Source organism: Ulvibacter sp. 2210JD10-4, assembly GCF_058148525.1.
This window is the reverse complement of sequence record NZ_JBYVJZ010000005.1, coordinates 77,112-93,481: the sequence shown is the minus strand read 5'-3', so window position 1 is coordinate 93,481 and position 16,370 is coordinate 77,112. Positions and strand designations below refer to the sequence as shown.

Sequence of the window (16,370 nt, the reverse complement as noted above, 5' to 3'; positions counted from 1 at the left end):
TAGAATCAGGTCTGGCGATCAGGGGATCAGTAAGGTCATACAATACAGAGTATGCTTCTGCCCGTGGAACCTCAGGGCTACATGCCACAAGGCTCATTACTATTAAAAATACTGACTTATTCATCATCTTCCATCTCCGCATTATCAAATTCAAGTAGCGCCTCGTCCTGAAAGTACAGGGTTAGCGGCGGCAACCCGGACTGATCCTTAAAGCACAGTGGTATGGCCGAATCGCTTCTGTAATGAAGGTTGTTGCTGATATATACCTGATACGCATCTTTATACATCGCGTCAATTTTGAGTTCCACATCTTTAGAACTACTAATGAGTGTTCGCCGGGTAATAAGGCTGGTACTGAGGTTCTGCTCCATATCTTCCAGTGTGGTATCCAGAATATCCTTTTGTTTTTTAAGTTTCTCAATATCTTTTTTGGCGTTTTTCCACCGGCGGTATTTTTCCAGTTCGGATTTTAGCGGGAGGTAGCTAAGTTTTAAAAACAGTGCGCAGCAGAACAGGAATAATTGTATGCCCATAAATTGAAAGGGCGAGAGCTTAAAACCTGTCTGCCCGTCTGCTATCACCCTTAAATACTCTAATCTAAAGTGTCCCAGCGTATAAAAGACTGCCCCTACTACCACTAGAATGACTGCCAAAACTCCTACAAACTGGATCTGCGAGGTGGTTTTTCGTAGAATTTTGGTGCCGATAAGGGCTGAATAGTAGAGGGCAAAGGCAAAAACAACCCCCACCAAAAGACTTAGTGCCATATTGGGCATTAGCAATTGCAAACTTGTGGCCGAGAAAAGGGCTTCCCCACAGCACAGGCCAATGATTCCCGGAAGTACTTTTTGATATTGGGCAATCTTTTCCCGATATGATTTGAGGTTTTCAAAGGCCCGTAATTGAATACGGATATTGTTGTTTGCCTTTTTTAACTTTCCCAGTAATCGCTTTTTTTGACGTTTGAACGTTTTGATCTCCTGGTTCATATGGAACTGCTGTTGGCTGTTCTGGGAAGAAGATTTGTAGTCCACAACAGCCCGGTTAAAACGGGTGGTTAGAAATTCTGTATGAATAGAACTTTTGGTTTTAGCTGACGGGATGTTCTGTCCGGCATGGTCTTTGGCTGTTTCTACAGTCAGTGGAACAATCTCCTGAAGATAAATGTTGTTAAACTTCTCTACAAACTGATGGTCCGATGCTTTGATCACTGTAACCAGTTTTTCGTGTTTGTCTTGATTTTTGTGTTTGAACATGCATAGTGTTTCGCTTTAGGCCTGCCTATCGGCAGACAGGGTTAATAATAAAAAGGAAAAGCACCTTAAAGATTTTCAGGGTGCTTTGGTAAATCTATTTTTTGTAATACTCGACTAGTTTTTTAAACTGACGCTCTACCTTTTGAAAACTAGGGGCGTGATACCCCTGATTGGTATGGCCATCGAATGCCATGTATTGTTTAGAAATGGGATCGAAAAGTAACCAAATCCGTCCCATAAAATCTAAAAAATCCATCTTCAACAGCCTTTTGTGGGTTAAAACTTCAAAAGGTTCCGTGCATTCGGGGTAGTTTCGTTTTTTCTGCTTTCGGCGCATCCATAGTTTTCCGCTTTATTTTTTGATATTCAACAAATTCCTTTCTTATGATTATTTATACTCTTCTTGGAAAGGGGAAAAATACTTCCCCATTTTTTGAATCATTAATATTTTTTCCATTTAAAAAAATATTAAGTTCTAAATGAGTTTTTTTAACTTTTCCACTTTTTATCTTATATGTATGATTTATTCTTTTTTGAGTTTTCATTTTCATTTTTTTTAATTAATTGTTGGTTGCTATAGATTTTATTTTTTAAGGAGGCTTTTGAAAAAGAGAATTAAGATGGAGGTATTGCTTATTTACAATACTGTGATTTACTACAATAAACTGTATCATAAGATTAGGAATAGTACAATCCCTAATATTTATAGTGATGATTTTTTTGGATTGAAAAGTTAATAATGACATAATCAGATATTTTATACCTGACCAAAAGCCCCTTCCAAAATTCTAGTTATCCACATAGGAGGTTGATAACCGAGACAGATTCTGCTTTAATACTTATAGAAAAGTTCCTGAAAATTATTACTTTAGAGGAAAATTTCTATTCCACATCTTTAGTCGACCAAAACTCTGAGATGTGGTAAGCTGATTAAGACTGGAAGGAAACTTTCAGTCTTATTTATTTTTTATATAAAAGGACTGTCTTTTTCCTTACTATTTCAATAAAACACTTGAATTCAAAAATATGAAAGTAATTGGCATAGTACTAATTTTCAATTAGTTATATACAGTTTTAATACAAAAAATCTATTTTTGTTGTTTATACCATTTAAGTTCTTCGGGGAAGAAGTATTTTTTAAAATTTGTATTGAAATTCTTTTCTTTTATAAAAATACCTGCGGTTAAATTATTTGGACGGCTGGTTACTCCTTTATAAGTCCCGGAAATTAACCAATAAGCTTTGTTCAAAAAACCTACATTCTTTATTTCGATCAATTCGTTAATCTGCTTTTCTTGAGAAAAAAGCCCTAATAAAACCCTTCGGGTAACCAGAAATTTCCACAATTCCTTGGGCTTAACCATTAAATCGGGAAAGCCATGGAGTTTTGATTTAGCATTTGTATGAACTGTGATGTTGTCTATTTCAGTTAGTTTAGACAGAAGTCCACTACAAATTTGTTTGGCTTTGTTGGAAATAGATCGCTCATAATCTAGCCAATCTTGGGAATAGCGCTTTTTTAGATATTCATCTTTCATGAATTCTGCTTCTTTGGTTATTTCCCCCGTTTTAATTCTAGGCCATAAATTAATCACCTCTATTATTGATATCTCATCGTTTAAATAATCATTTGCAACTATGGATGTAATACGATCTGAAATTATATTGAGGTATATACGTTCATTCTCTTTGATTTCATAGTTTAAATCATAACCGATTATTAGCCCCCCAAGGTTTCGAAACTGTCTTTTTCCATCATTATAATCCTCTACACTAGCTACGCTCAAAAGATATTCGATACTTGATTGGTAATAGTAGCTCAGAAAAGCCAGTGAGATACAACAGTTTGCTAAATAACCAAAATACTTTTTTGTTATTTCCTCTTTTGGATTGAAAATTTCAGGGTTAGATTTTCTCTTTTCGTTAAGTCTATTAACCAACTCATTGGAATATACATCCCACTTCTTATGATTAAAAAAAATTCTATATGCATCTTCATAATGTTCTTTTGTAAATTCATTTAAATCATCGAACGTCTTTATAATAAAATCATTTTCATTGTCTTTCTCAGCTAAATGAATAAAATCATCTCCATCTTTAGATTTCAATTTTTCATGAAAAACCGTAATAAAATCATCATGATTAAGTTTGTGATATTCTTCTAAAATTATACCCCTTGGGATTTTTACTTCCAAAAGCCTGAGTTTATCATTAAATTTCAAGCTTACCCTTTCAAGACTTAAGTCAACGGATACTTTGAAGTCAATATCAGATACTATGGTTTGAGAAAGCACATACGAAGTACTGAGGTTTTTCGAAACCCTGTATAAACAATAATAGTAAAATCCAAGGATTTTTTCTCTTTGAGCATTACCATAAGATTTGTAATATAAATACGAAAAAGGAATGGGTTTCCAAATATTGTTCCTGAATTGGTATTCATCTTCCAATCTAAGGAAGCCTCCCATCAAGAAAGTGAAATTCTTATTGGTAAAAAAACCATGACTGGACATGTCATTGAAAAAGCGAGATATAGTCCTATCCCTATCGATAATACCTTTAAGAGAAAATTGATATTCTCTCAATACCGATTTGTACAGGTCTATAAAATAATTCTGTATGTCATTTTTTTTAGTCATACATGTCAATAGTATCGTAGGCAATTGAGAAAAAATTGTTTCTTTTGGTATATTTGGCACATTTCATAGCTAACGCCACTGCATAAAGTGAGGTAATCCCAAATTTTTTGATCTCTTCATTATAAAAAAACTTATCCCTAACCGTTCGAATATCTAATTCATCCGTGAATTCAATCTCTAGATTATCCTCCACATACGAATCAATATGACGGAAGTTGACGTTAGGAGGCCTGAGGCCTAAAATCGGGGAGACATCAACCTTATTAAAATTAGGTTGATAGCCGTAAAATAGGCATTTTTTTTCTTTCCCACAAAAGGTTTGAAAGTATTGTAATATTCCTTTTGCAGAAGAACCATTACCCAAAGCCAAGAAACTATACTCTGGAGTCATATTTAGTTGTGATTTGAATTCAATAGCTATACGCTTGAACACATCCAATATTATGTTAGATTTCTCCTCGGCATGGTTTGGTGTAAAATATCTGAACTTGTCTTTGTCGCGTAACGCTTTGAAGTCCTTGATGCACTGATCAATATAGCCCTTTGAAGTAATGATAGTAACATGATCACCTTCAATAGCATTCCTTCTTGCTAAGGATATTTTTTCGGGAACAAATAAGGTGAGTTTGTATCCGAGTAACCGACAGGCTTTAGAAAGTGCTATTCCTGAGCTTCCAGAGGTAACTTCCAATATCTCGTCGTGAGTAGGATAAATCAACATAAGGGTTTCGGCAATAAAAAAATAGATCAACCAATAACGCGCATAGTGATTGCTGCCGAACCTGTTTTTGTATTCCAATTTTGTATAGAGGACATTGTCGTTTTTCCCAAGATTTATTTTGTGTATTGGGGTATTACCTATCGATTCATAGGCATCCTTATAAATTTTTACCCGTTCTGAATCTATAGGAGTGGGGAGGTCAAAAATACCTAAGAGCGACACATCACCATTCAAGAAATTGAAAATATCGGGACGTTCTTTTTTTACAGCATTTACACTCTGTCTCATTCCGTGAAGTCTAAATCCCTGTTAAACGTTTCCCGTAATATGGAATATGAGAGTATAGCTATGAGAAGACAAACACCCCCAACGATCAGGCTTGAAGTTATCACATCAAAGTTGTTTTTCAATCCTTGGTACAACATCAAAACCAAAATAAGCGCACCCCTTACCATATTAGGGGCAGATGTGGTTGCAGTTGCCCTGATCTGGGTTGGGAAACTTTCTGAAGTCATGATCATGAAGAGAGCCCAATACCCTGAGAATGTTCCTCCTAAGAAAACCATAAAATAGTACATTGTAGAACTCTGGGTCAAAAGTGTGATCGCCAACGTAGTAAAGAATACCATAAGCATCATACCCAAGATGACCTTTTTCCGGGACCTAAAATATGCACTGATCGGACCGCTTACGAGGTCTCCAAAAGACAGGCCAGCGTAACACCAAACAACTGCTTTTCCAGCAATGATTTCATTGTCCAGATTCAGCGCCAGTCCAATTTCATTGGAAAAGGCTGCGAAAATTCCGTAGAAAAAATAAATAGGTATAGCGACCCCTATACAGCTTAGATAAGTAAAGAGGTTCTTTTTCCTAAAAAGTAAATGAGTAAGATTACCCCTGTTCATTGTCTCTACCTCTTTTTTGGTTTTAGTAAATATGGAGGATTCCAAAAACCTGAACCTAGCTAATAGAAGAACAAGCCCAAGTATTCCACCCACAATGTAGGCGGTTCTCCAACTGGTCCATTCGAATGTGTAGTATGCCACGACCGCTCCCAATAATCCGATTCCAGTTACGAGTGATGTAGCAAAACTCCTCTTCTCCTTTTTAACTAACTCCGCTATAAGGGTAATCCCTGCTCCGAGTTCCCCGGCAAGACCTACTCCAGCAATAAACCTCCAAGCAGTATATGCTGTTGCTCCATCTACAAATGCATTGGCAATATTCGCTACAGAATATACCAGTATTGATCCAAAGAGAATATTCTTCCTGCCGTACTTGTCTCCGATAACTCCCCAAATAAACCCCCCAATTATTAGCCCCAGCAATTGGGCATTATAGATCAAAGTCCCTACCGTTGATATATCACTCTCATCGAATCCCAGATCCCTCAGGCTTGGGACTCTTAGTATTCCAAAAATGGTTAGATCGTAGATGTCAACGAAATAACCCAAACCTGCAATAATTACTGGCAAGCTCAACAAGCCATATTTCTTTTGAGTGTCCATATGAATGATTTTCCTTCAAAGGTATTTGATGGTCAGACTATTACATAATTTTTGTTGTATCAAAACTGTATTGTTTGCAAAAAAGCAATCTAAATGTGGCTATTTTTTGAATTGAAGGGATAAGAGTATATAAAAAGCGTTAGCTTTTTAAACCAACACTTCTAATTATACAACCAGCTATCCCTTTGAATTTGCTTACGCTCTTGTTCTTCTTTGATTTGATTGATTCGTAAGTGATCAGAAATTTTCTCCTGTGCGTTGTACCTATTTTGTAAAGAAATTTCTTTTGTAGTCTGCAATTCTTGCGGTTTTGTTTGGTCCTTTTTTTCGGTCTTGAGTGCAAAATTTTCAAGGTTATTCAGAACTATGGAATAGAATACACGTTTTGTTTTTTTACGTTTATTAGGGTCAGAGAGATCATTTCCAATATAATCAGTAACGGTAATTAGTCTTTTTTTAAGTAATTCTTCAATACCATTGGTTACACTTCGGTTGGAAAGCCCTGTTTTTTCAAATTGACTATGTGCTATCCAGTCCCGCCCTTTTACTTTTCCATTTTCATCTCTCCAGCCAAACGTATTTCGGACGATTTTTAAATACACCCGGATAGCAGAACCACTTAAGTCAGCAACTTGCTTATCAAAAAACACATTCGGTACGGGTGTAGTGCCTCTAAGCTTCATGGTCGTCAAAAGCAATTACTGGTAGTGATTTGTTATGGCTGGGAAAGATGAGAAAGTCGGTGTCGGGCTGTTGGTACAAATGTAAAAACCATCCTCCATTTTCGGTGACCTTAATAACACCTACCTTATGATAGATGGCTCGCTCCTTGTTATCATTGGTAATGGTTTTACGGCTAACGACATTATAAAATTTTGTCATGTTAAATTAAGTTTTACGTACGTTTTAACCTTAGGACTTTCGCCCAATACAAACTAAAAACGAATATGAGTGTGTCGTAAAACCCACTATAGGTTTTGCGACGGCGGTGTCATGTACCATATATTTTACGACCTTAAAAAGGTAATTTTTTATGCCCTGCTTAGGGCTTTCATGGAAGACACCGCAAATAGTCAATTAAATACAAAGTATTATACTTTATAATTCACACTGGTTTTTGGCCTGTATTCATAGCTAAAAGTACTGTCTATAGTATAATCTACTTTTAAGTTAAAATCAAATAATATTTTCGTCATTATATGGTCTGTGGAAACATTGGGAAAATGCTTGACACGAAAACGGTAATTTGTTACCCTGTACTTACAAATACCTTCGGGTTCGCCTCTTTTGAGGAGAAAAAGAAAAACCATCAGAGCATTGCTTTGATGGCTTTTTGTACTTTTTGAAAGGTTTGTTTATCCAGTACTCCAACCTTTTCCATGAAGCGTTTTGTATCAACCAGACGAATTTGGGAAATGATTGCTTGTGCTTCTTTGCCGTTAACCTCCCCTATAGGTATTTTGTATTTATTAGAAGCTATGGAAGTGGTTAAAGGAATTGCCAAACACACCTGTTTACTGAACCCCCTCAGTACAAGGATTGGGCGTTCATTATTACTCCCTCCATCCTGTTCAAAACCAATATTAGTTCCAATATTACACCACCAAATGTCACGTTGATGGTAAAATTTATTAATCCCTGTATTGTGAATATCTTTCTTTTGAATATTCCATAAGTCAAAATCTTTCATTCCGATATTGTACCATATAAAGCATGAAGGAGAGTACAGAAACTAGTTACATAAGTGATGTTATCAAATACAATACAAGTGATTATCCACAGTTGTTTTTAAAAATCTTCCGGCAGTTTCCTGATAGCGTTTAGGTGAGAGTTGCATGTAATGAAAACTGGATTCGGGTTTAACATGCCGAAGTATTGCTGATACATCCCGTACACTGCCTCCCTGGTCCAAAATGTCATTGGCTTTTCCATGGCGGAAGCTATGAGGAGTGATGTTCTTATCCAATAAAGTAAGTTTAGTTATTTGCTTTATCCATCGCTGAATGCTTCTTGGAGTATAAACTTTTTTTGTTTTGGGATTGATCAGTAATTTATCGCTCTGTGTTTCCATACACAGACGTATTCCCAGATAACGATTCAATAGTTCATTGGTATCCGTTCCCCATACCACCAAATTGTATCGCATACTCTTTCGGGTTCTGACTTTCGCAGTTCTTAGTCCGTTAGTTCCCTGTTTACTAATATTGGAAACCTTGATATCCAATAGTTCGCTTATCCGCATTCCAGTATCCCAAAGTAAGTTTAACACCAATTTTTTAACAAGCTCGTCATGGTATCTTTCGTCCAAGACCATATTAAGTTCTTCAAAATCTTCACGAGTGACAATATCCTTATCGGCATTCACAAATCGTATAGGGATAATTTCTTGTGGGTTGAAATGGGTTTGTCCACGGCCGTGCCAAAACCAAAAGAAGTTTCTAAGGATTCTAGCTGAATAAGCTATTGTTGCCGGGCTGTACTTGTTTTCCAAGCTTTTATGGAAAGCAACAATATGATCTCCTGAAATGTTTTTCAGTAGGATCTCCGGGGTCATAAACTCCATAAATATTTCTAATCGCCCCTTATATGCTGTATAAGCAAAGGTAGTATGGGACTCTTTCCAGTTTAGGTAAGTGTCTATAGCTTCTTTGAGCTGTATTGATTTTTGGTTGTTCATATCATAAAAGACCCGCCAAAAACGATCTAGCGGGTCTTTCATATCTCCAATTTAAAAATTAGAAAAATGAATAAACTCGCCGTTGTCGTTTTAGTTAGTACCTGAAAAGTACTAACGAGGCTTTCGCCCAACGGGGTTTCTTTCTATTTAATTGACTGATAATAGTGTAATTCATTTTTAAAATGATAGCAAGGGTGGCTAGCGCCACCTGATAAAATGCTAATGGCTTTCCTATCTCAACAGTGGTATAATGGTAGTAAGTAGAGCGTAAAAAATGCCAATAGCGAATCTTCAGATTATCACAGATTTTTCAAACAGTTACAGTTCTTTACCGACATAGTCGGACACCAAAAAATAAATACTATTTAACTAACTATTATTCTCCCCTTTATATGAACCTCGACCACTTATTTGAGGTCAGTTATTTTGCACGTACTAATTTTAGAAATGTCAAGAAACTATTTGGTATTAAACAAGCTGACAGGATGTTCCATTTCTATTGTTTTGGAAAGAGCGGAAGTGGAAAGACTTCCCTTCTGAAGACTTTAATGATTCAGGATGCAGAGGCACGAAGAGGTTTTGCTTTTTTGGATATGCACGGGGATGCTTCCCGAGAAATAGTTCTAAAAATACAAGAGCGTTTCCCAGATAGGAAACTCATCTATTTTGATGTAACCAATCCGGAAATTCCCTATGGCTATAATCCCCTTCGCAAAGTATCGGTTTCAAAACGCTCATTGGTTGCCTCCAATATTTTAGAAATCTTTCAACGTAACTGGAAATCGGCTTGGGGAATGAAAATGGAGCATATCCTTCGAATAATTTTGCTTACCCTTTTAGATCAGCCAAAAGCAAATCTATCTGATATTCTGCGTTTGCTTCACGATTCTAATTATCGAAAGCAATGTCTGGAATTTATAACATCTGAGGTGATTCGCCTCTTTTGGACAGAGGAATTTCCTAAGTACAAACCCAATGATCTGCTACCGATTATGAATAAGGTCGGAGCATTTTTAAGCCACAGGGTTATCAAAAGAATCTTAGTTGAAAACAAAGAGCAACTTTCCCTTCGTCAAATCATCGATACCAACACCATACTCATTATTAACCTTGCCAAAGGGCAAGTAGGGGCGGACGTGGGAAATATTTTGGGAGGACTCCTGCTTACTTCCCTTGCGTCAGCTTCTTTCTCTCGAATTGATATTCCTGAAAGCAAAAGAACACCATACTTTTTGTATATCGATGAGTTTCAAACCCTCTCGGGAACAGAACTTATTGCAGAAATGCTGGCACAGATTCGAAAATTCAAAATAGGACTAATTTTAGCAAACCAATTTCTGTATCAATTGCATCCAGATGTTCGAGCAAGTGTACTCGGAAATGTTGGAACCATTGTGTGTTTTCGCCTTGGAGTCACCGATGCCCGTCTTATGGAAAAAGAGTTTTTTCCAATATTTAAAACAGAAGATTTCATTTCTCTTGCCAACTATTCCATCTATCTAAAGCTAATGATTAATGGAAAACCTTCAGTTCCCTTTAGTGCGGATACAATCTTATAAACCTCACTTCCCTTTTAACTTACCTATGCCTAAAACTCCCATTACCTACTATGGCGGAAAACTAAATATGCTTAAACACATCCTGCCACTAATTCCAAAACACCGCATCTATACGGAGGCTTTTTTTGGTGGTGGTGCGGTCTTCTTTGCCAAAAAGCCTGTAGAATCTGAAATTATTAATGACACTAACAATATGGTAGTAAACTTTTTTGAAGTAGTTAAAACAGATTTTAACCGCCTCAAACTAAAGATTGAAATGACCTTGTTCTCACGAGCTAGTTACAGTGTAGCCTTTATGATTTATAAAATGCCTCACCTGTTTGATAAAATTCAGCAAGCATGGGCATTCTACATTGCAACCAATATGGGATTTTCCAGTCAGATAGGATCGTGGGGATATGACAAGTATGGAAAGCGTGTCAAGGCCCTCCAGAATAAGAAGCTACTCTTTAATGAAGATGTATATAAGCGATTGGAAAATGTACAAATTGAAAATACCGATGCTTGCAAAGTAATTGAAAGCCGGGATACAGAAGATGCTTTTCATTATGTAGATCCTCCATATATAGATGCCAATCAAGGACATTATGGAGGCTACTCTAAAGCCGACTACGAAAGTCTTCTCAATACCCTTTCCAAAGTCAAGGGAAAGTTTTTACTGAGTTCTTATCATTCTAAAATCCTTTCTGAATTTTCAAATAGAAACGGGTGGTACACTTTAATCTTTGACAAACCTCTTTCAGCTAAAAAAGCTCAAGAAGGAAAGCCACGTGAAAGAAAAGTGGAAGTGTTGACCGCTAATTATAAAATATAAACACAATTGTTAACTCTAAAACTAAATACAAAAAGCACTCAAATTTGAGTGCTTTTTAATTTTTAAAACTGTCTTAAAAAGAGTGTTCGACTTTTTGTTGCAGATTTAATAATACCTAACGTCCTATTTTGGAACATTATCTATTTTCTATTTAATTCGACAGAATATTCCTTGTATCAAGCTTATTTCTTTAAATTCTTTAACATAAGCTTTGTAATTTATACAATCATCATCTACAACCTCTAATAATTCTACAACCATCCCTCCATCCTTGTTAATCATTTTCATTTCGTCTGTAAGTTCCATCTTATTTTTATCAAACTTCTGAATAAAACTACATTCGTTAATCCACTCAATTGAATAATAGACTTTTTCTCCAAACTCATTTGTCTCGATTTGAGTATTCTCGTCTCTTAAAAAAGAGTAGAAAACTTCAGATTTTTCATTATGCTTTATAGCAAAAGAACCTACCCTGAAATTACGACATGTTGAATAATCGCTATAACTAAATAATGGTAAAAACATTAATAAAACGAAACTCCTTTTTAAAATCATTACCACCATTGAATATTATTTTTAAATGAATAAATAGAATAAACATTTAATACTATAATCACTATCATAAATATAATGGATATGATAGTATATAATCTTCTTTTTCTTACTTCCAGGCTTTCAAATTTATTTAGAATTTTTTTATTACGTTCTTTATTATGAAAATAAATATAATTAAGAAGTAACAAAATTGTTATTACAATAAATCCTAAAATTTTATTTCTTTCGAAAATAATATCACGTCTGTCCAAAATCTGAAAAAGAATAAAATCAAAAATAAATAATAATGAAAGTATCTGATAAAAAACAACCACTATTATTGTTGAAAATACAGGGTAATCTTTGTTTTTAAAAATTCTTACTGTTAACCAGTAGTTAACACTATAAAAAATATCCAGCATGATTACCAATTAATATCTTTGTGTACATTATTAAAATAAAAGTTACTTTCTACAATTGCTTTACCCATACCTGTTCCTAAGCTCCAAGCTGCTCCATATATACTTCTGAAACCGATTGCGTCAGATACTCCTAAATAACTTGCTCCTAAATTACTAAGTTTTCCTTTTTGGTATTCACCATAAGTATTGTATATACCATATAAACCTACAACAGCTCCAACACTACCTAGCCTAGCAGACCATTTTCCTGCAAATTTATTCTTGCCTCCTGTTGCTCCATTGCCTCCCCAACTAGTATCGTAAAATTTCATGTTTTTTCCAAGCCAAAAACTATCATTTCTTAGGAAATCACTTGTTAAACCTAAAACAAATCCTGATAATGAAGCTCCAGACATTCCTTGACCCCCATTTTCGTAATAACTTCGTTCTCTATTATATTTATAAGAATAAGCCCAGTGTCCATTTGAACCCATAGATTTTTCATTCCAAGGGTTAGAAACAAATTTGTCTACTTGACCACTTATATTGTCAGCTTGACGTGGACTAAATCCATTTGAATCCCCTCTTCTATTAGTCCTAATGGTTTCGCTATCCAATAATGCACTACCATTACTTAATCGACCTCCTGAGCCTCTAAATTCTTCTTGTATAAAAGTATCTATTTGAGCTCCTGAGGCTCCTCCATTAAATTCACTCTCGAACGCCAACATATCCATAAATCTTTGGATATCTTTTTCATCATTAGTAGACCAACTTTCATCATCTTTTACCTCCCACAAACCTAAAGGATCACTAAACAATATTGGATTATTAAATCCAAAGCGGTAGGGGGTCCAATTTTGAGTAAGCTCCGCCGCAGGATCAATAACATTAAACCTTCCTAATGCATTATCATATTGTCTAAAGGACATTTCATTTAAGTTTAGATTTAAGTCTTCATTATATTCTTGACCATTAAACTTAATTTTCTGTGCTGTGGAGTTTCCACTTGAAGAAACTGTGTTATTATACCCATTTTGTTTTAAGCCAAAGGGATAATAATTAGATTCTTCAATGATCTCATCAACCGGTGTGATGGCACCGTCCAGATTACCATCTGTATAGGACAGTCTTACATTTCCTAAATGATCCTTATACTGGAAAACATACTCAAATGCACTATAGGTGGTTACCCCGTTTGTTGACCCTTTTACCTGCTCGGTTACTATTACCGGTTTTACATAGCCTTCGGGGTGATTAAAAAACTGTAACTCGGCAGAAGCCAGGTCACTTCCGGAATATACATAGTTACCGGCATAATATGTACTTGTAGCTGTTCCATCGGTTAGTGTCTTTTGTAATTTCACACCGGTAGCATCATAGACATACCCAATGGTGGCTGTTGTTCCGTTATTTACCGTGATTAGAGTAGGAAGGTTTAAATGGTTATAGGTAATAGCCGTAATATTCTTGTTCTCATCCTTGGTCATATTACCGTTGTCATCGTATTCAAAGTCTACTGCTCCTGTATATCCGTCATTAAAGCCTAAAGCTTTTAAGGTAGCTCCATCACTTGCAGCATCATCTACCTTTTTGAGTTGGTTACTATTAGTGTAATAGGTATAGGTTAAGTCATCCCACTCACCACTGGTAATGCCATTTTCATCGCGCCCTTTTCTGATCAGGCTTAGTATGTTTCCATTTTGATCATAGTCCAGGTTACTTAGATCGTGTTTATCGTTAGCAGCCATGAGTGCCAAGGTTGTACCTTTATAGCCGGTAGCTGTCTTAATGCGGTTCAAATCATCATAGCTGTAGACATAACTTCTTATATCCGTATCATCGGTCACACTTTTCCATAGGGTCTGTGCAATATTACCATTGTAGAGCTTATCTCCTGAAGCGTTTCCTTCCAATTTATTGTAATTGATCCTGAACTCAAACAAGTCATAATTAGTCCCGTAACCGGCACTTTCTACATCATTGATATCAGTAAGCCAACCCCGTACGTTATAGGTATAATCCACGTTTTGCAATTTCTTATCCAGGTCAGTACCAAATAAGGTAAAATCTTCTATCTCTGCGGTACTGTGGTATAGGGAAGCTTTTCCTATAATGGTGCTCTCTCCCCCGGTATCAGTTACTGTTCCAATGGTAACAGCTCCCTTTTTATAGGTGATAAGACTACCGACCCGTTCCACAGAGAATGCATCATCAGTCTCATACCCTGCTACAACCGTGGATTGTAGTACACCGTTCTTGATCAGTTTTACATCCTTTAGGTTATCGGCATTGGTATCCTGATCGGAATGATAAATACCAAAGTCATAGGAGTTCCAGCCTCCTCCATTAGTGGTTTTTTGCAAACCTACCTGGGTGATCCTGTCATCAGTAGAGATAGTATAGTGTACTCCTCCATCTTCTAAGATCTCTCCTTTGGTCTTGGCTCCTGCGTCCCAAGCATTGGTCGCGGTGTTTTTCACCAATTTACCATCAAAGGTCATATCGGCATTGGTGATCTCTGTATAACCAAATGAGTAAGTTTCCCCTCCAACATCTTTTTTTACCAGTTGTCCCAATTCATCGTAGGTATTCTCAGCGATAAGTTGTAAAGGTTCGTTGTCCAGTTTTTGAGTATGAGATACCAATCGTCCCATATGGTCATAGGAAAAATAATCATAAATATACAAAATAGGATTATCTCCCATATTGTGAGTAGTAGTAGTTTCAATGGCCTTCCCTGTAAAGTCAAGATCTATTCTTACTATATCATCAGCATCCAAATACTCATTCAAAGATCGGGTATAAATAGCACGTCCTTTATCATCATAGCCGGTAGCCGTAACGGTCCAGTCACTTGTGCCCAACACACGTACTCTGCTTACTGTCGGTAATCCTTTGGTATCACTAGAAATAGTTTCCCCATAGGACGAAACAGGAAGACTTATGGTTCCCATAGTGTTACCCATATCTACATCATAATCATCATAGTAATTTATGGTAAGAACTTCCAGATCAGCTGTAGGATAGGCAAAGTTGGTATAATATACATTAGTGCCTCCAATAGAAGTGGCGGTTACGGTTCTCTCTTCACTGGTATAGGTAGGTGCCTTTAAAGTCGTTTCCATATCAGAGCGTTTGGTTCCATTAACATCCGTAAAGATTCCTGTATAGACCACTCGTCCAAAATCATCGTATTTGGTAAAGAGCCACTCATCTCTATCTCTTAGATTAGCGTCCTGGGTAAGGACAGGCCTGTCCAAAGCATCATAAAGTATAAATTCCTCTTCTTTTCCCGGAAGTTTCTTATCAGTTAAACGATTTCTATCATCGTATTGGTATTGGTAGCACAATTTATCGAGAATGGTCTGGTGTCCTGTAACAAGGGCTCCCCCACTACCTACAATCTGCTCTGAACCCTCAGGTGAGAGTACAAAGGTGAGATTGCCATGATCATCATAGACATAGTAAGTGTCGTGGTAGTTTGGATCCTGAGGTGTTCTGTTTGGATCATAAACAGAGCTTCTCTTTAACACCACCTGTCCACGCTTGTTGGTGTATTGATAGCTAATGCCATAAATGCCATCAGCAGGAAGCCAATTTTCATCCTTAACTCTTCTTTTATGTAATTCATGAGCTCCGTAATAGCCATTGGATTCTAATTGTGGTGTATTGTTTGAAAGGTCTACAGAAAAACTAACCACCTCACTTGTCAGGTTCGTGTCATAATCAAATTTGATGGTATGTTCTCCCCAATACTGTGCCCGCCAGTCCATTCCCGGTGCTCCTTGCTCTATTACCCTATTAAGGAGCGAATTTTCAAATATCTTTTCAGAAAAGGGGTTATCCCAATCCGGAGTATGCGAGGGAGGTTGATAAAAATCATCCGGGAATTTAGTTTTATAAAAGGTTTTTAGCTCATCTTGAATGGTTCCTGTCTGGGGGACATAAAAGTTCCCGCTATTTGGAGTAACTGGTAGTGGTAAATAGTCTTTGGGCTGTCTACCCAAACCGTCATATTCAATTGGGGTAACAAGGTCTTCACGATCTCCACCTGCCCGCTGTGCAATACTTTGTATGGGCCTTCCTATTCCATCATAATAGACAATGGATTCAATTTTGTTGTCATTAGTAACATTCCCAGTGGTGGTTTCAGTTTGATAGGCCGTTGTTTTGACATAGTTCTCTGTGGTTGTCTGTCCAATAACTAAAACTGGTAACAACACGAATATGAATATCAATAGTTTTTTCATGGTTCTTA

General features: G+C 36.5%; 14 protein-coding genes. 2 read left to right on the top strand and 12 right to left on the bottom strand.

Features of this window, described 5'->3' with window-relative positions; translation table 11 throughout:
* Nucleotides 1-116: 116 nt before the first annotated feature.
* The 10 genes from ACY2RT_RS12260 to ACY2RT_RS12215 all read right to left on the bottom strand — a co-directional run bounded on the left by ACY2RT_RS12260 (nucleotide 117) and on the right by ACY2RT_RS12215 (nucleotide 8,843).
* Nucleotides 117-1,256, bottom strand: coding sequence for a hypothetical protein (locus ACY2RT_RS12260; protein WP_490156212.1), 1,140 nt, complete (start codon nucleotides 1,254-1,256; stop codon nucleotides 117-119).
* Nucleotides 1,257-1,350: 94 nt separating this feature from the next.
* Entirely contained in the window at nucleotides 1,351-1,593 is a 243-nt protein-coding gene (locus ACY2RT_RS12255) for a hypothetical protein (RefSeq protein ID WP_490156211.1), read from the bottom strand.
* 55 nt (nucleotides 1,594-1,648) lie between these two features.
* Entirely contained in the window at nucleotides 1,649-1,801 is a 153-nt protein-coding gene (locus ACY2RT_RS12250; RefSeq protein ID WP_490156210.1) for a hypothetical protein, read from the bottom strand.
* 543 nt (nucleotides 1,802-2,344) lie between these two features.
* A complete protein-coding gene (locus ACY2RT_RS12245) occupies nucleotides 2,345-3,895 on the bottom strand; it encodes a hypothetical protein (RefSeq protein WP_490156209.1) in 1,551 nt (516 codons plus the stop codon).
* A complete protein-coding gene (locus ACY2RT_RS12240) occupies nucleotides 3,888-4,904 on the bottom strand; it encodes a PLP-dependent lyase/thiolase (protein WP_490156208.1) in 1,017 nt (338 codons plus the stop codon). The genes ACY2RT_RS12245 and ACY2RT_RS12240 overlap by 8 nt, the downstream gene beginning before the upstream one ends.
* Nucleotides 4,901-6,124, bottom strand: a complete 1,224-nt coding sequence (locus ACY2RT_RS12235) for an MFS transporter (protein ID WP_490156207.1) — start codon at nucleotides 6,122-6,124, stop codon at nucleotides 4,901-4,903. Before ACY2RT_RS12235 ends, ACY2RT_RS12240 begins: the two co-directional genes overlap by 4 nt.
* Nucleotides 6,125-6,285: 161 nt before the next feature.
* Nucleotides 6,286-6,807, bottom strand: a complete 522-nt coding sequence (locus tag ACY2RT_RS12230; RefSeq protein WP_490156206.1) for a hypothetical protein — start codon at nucleotides 6,805-6,807, stop codon at nucleotides 6,286-6,288.
* A complete protein-coding gene (locus ACY2RT_RS12225) occupies nucleotides 6,797-7,006 on the bottom strand; it encodes a hypothetical protein (protein WP_490156205.1) in 210 nt (69 codons plus the stop codon). The genes ACY2RT_RS12230 and ACY2RT_RS12225 overlap by 11 nt, the downstream gene beginning before the upstream one ends.
* A gap of 427 nt (nucleotides 7,007-7,433) precedes the next feature.
* Entirely contained in the window at nucleotides 7,434-7,814 is a 381-nt protein-coding gene (locus ACY2RT_RS12220; RefSeq protein WP_490156204.1) for a type II toxin-antitoxin system PemK/MazF family toxin, read from the bottom strand.
* A 63-nt stretch (nucleotides 7,815-7,877) separates the two neighbouring features.
* Nucleotides 7,878-8,843 (bottom strand): tyrosine-type recombinase/integrase, encoded by a 966-nt coding sequence (locus ACY2RT_RS12215; protein WP_490156203.1) that lies wholly within the window; start codon nucleotides 8,841-8,843, stop codon nucleotides 7,878-7,880.
* Nucleotides 8,844-9,193: 350 nt separating this feature from the next.
* On the opposite strand from ACY2RT_RS12215, the gene ACY2RT_RS12210 reads away from it, so the two are divergent.
* Together ACY2RT_RS12210 and ACY2RT_RS12205 are read left to right on the top strand one after the other, a co-directional pair.
* The gene (locus tag ACY2RT_RS12210) at nucleotides 9,194-10,360 is read left to right on the top strand and encodes a type IV secretory system conjugative DNA transfer family protein (RefSeq protein ID WP_490156202.1); all 1,167 of its coding nucleotides are present in this window, start codon (nucleotides 9,194-9,196) and stop codon (nucleotides 10,358-10,360) included.
* Nucleotides 10,317-11,174 carry a DNA adenine methylase gene (locus ACY2RT_RS12205; protein WP_490156201.1) on the top strand — a complete coding sequence of 286 codons (858 nt, stop codon included), beginning with the start codon at nucleotides 10,317-10,319 and terminating at the stop codon, nucleotides 11,172-11,174. Before ACY2RT_RS12210 ends, ACY2RT_RS12205 begins: the two co-directional genes overlap by 44 nt.
* A 147-nt stretch (nucleotides 11,175-11,321) precedes the next feature.
* Here the strand turns inward: ACY2RT_RS12205 and ACY2RT_RS12200 are convergent, their stop codons facing one another.
* Complete coding sequence (locus ACY2RT_RS12200) at nucleotides 11,322-11,738, bottom strand: hypothetical protein (protein ID WP_490156200.1); 417 nt, start codon at nucleotides 11,736-11,738, stop codon at nucleotides 11,322-11,324.
* 394 nt (nucleotides 11,739-12,132) lie between these two features.
* On the bottom strand, nucleotides 12,133-16,362 hold the full coding sequence (locus ACY2RT_RS12195) for a DUF6443 domain-containing protein (RefSeq protein WP_490156199.1): 4,230 nt from the start codon (nucleotides 16,360-16,362) through the stop codon (nucleotides 12,133-12,135).
* Between the last annotated feature and the right edge of the window lie 8 nt (nucleotides 16,363-16,370).

Bases quoted from the DNA above. Each gene is read 5' to 3' on its own strand.
- ACY2RT_RS12260 (WP_490156212.1), bottom strand. From the start codon at position 1,256: ATGTTCAAACACAAAAATCAAGACAAACACGAAAAACTGGTTACAGTG.
- ACY2RT_RS12255 (WP_490156211.1), bottom strand. From the start codon at position 1,593: ATGCGCCGAAAGCAGAAAAAACGAAACTACCCCGAATGCACGGAACCT.
- ACY2RT_RS12250 (WP_490156210.1), bottom strand. From the start codon at position 1,801: ATGAAAACTCAAAAAAGAATAAATCATACATATAAGATAAAAAGTGGA.
- ACY2RT_RS12245 (WP_490156209.1), bottom strand. From the start codon at position 3,895: ATGACTAAAAAAAATGACATACAGAATTATTTTATAGACCTGTACAAA.
- ACY2RT_RS12240 (WP_490156208.1), bottom strand. From the start codon at position 4,904: ATGAGACAGAGTGTAAATGCTGTAAAAAAAGAACGTCCCGATATTTTC.
- ACY2RT_RS12235 (WP_490156207.1), bottom strand. From the start codon at position 6,124: ATGGACACTCAAAAGAAATATGGCTTGTTGAGCTTGCCAGTAATTATT.
- ACY2RT_RS12230 (WP_490156206.1), bottom strand. From the start codon at position 6,807: ATGAAGCTTAGAGGCACTACACCCGTACCGAATGTGTTTTTTGATAAG.
- ACY2RT_RS12225 (WP_490156205.1), bottom strand. From the start codon at position 7,006: ATGACAAAATTTTATAATGTCGTTAGCCGTAAAACCATTACCAATGAT.
- ACY2RT_RS12220 (WP_490156204.1), bottom strand. From the start codon at position 7,814: ATGAAAGATTTTGACTTATGGAATATTCAAAAGAAAGATATTCACAAT.
- ACY2RT_RS12215 (WP_490156203.1), bottom strand. From the start codon at position 8,843: ATGAAAGACCCGCTAGATCGTTTTTGGCGGGTCTTTTATGATATGAAC.
- ACY2RT_RS12210 (WP_490156202.1), top strand. From the start codon at position 9,194: ATGAACCTCGACCACTTATTTGAGGTCAGTTATTTTGCACGTACTAAT.
- ACY2RT_RS12205 (WP_490156201.1), top strand. From the start codon at position 10,317: ATGGAAAACCTTCAGTTCCCTTTAGTGCGGATACAATCTTATAAACCT.
- ACY2RT_RS12200 (WP_490156200.1), bottom strand. From the start codon at position 11,738: ATGGTGGTAATGATTTTAAAAAGGAGTTTCGTTTTATTAATGTTTTTA.
- ACY2RT_RS12195 (WP_490156199.1), bottom strand. From the start codon at position 16,362: ATGAAAAAACTATTGATATTCATATTCGTGTTGTTACCAGTTTTAGTT.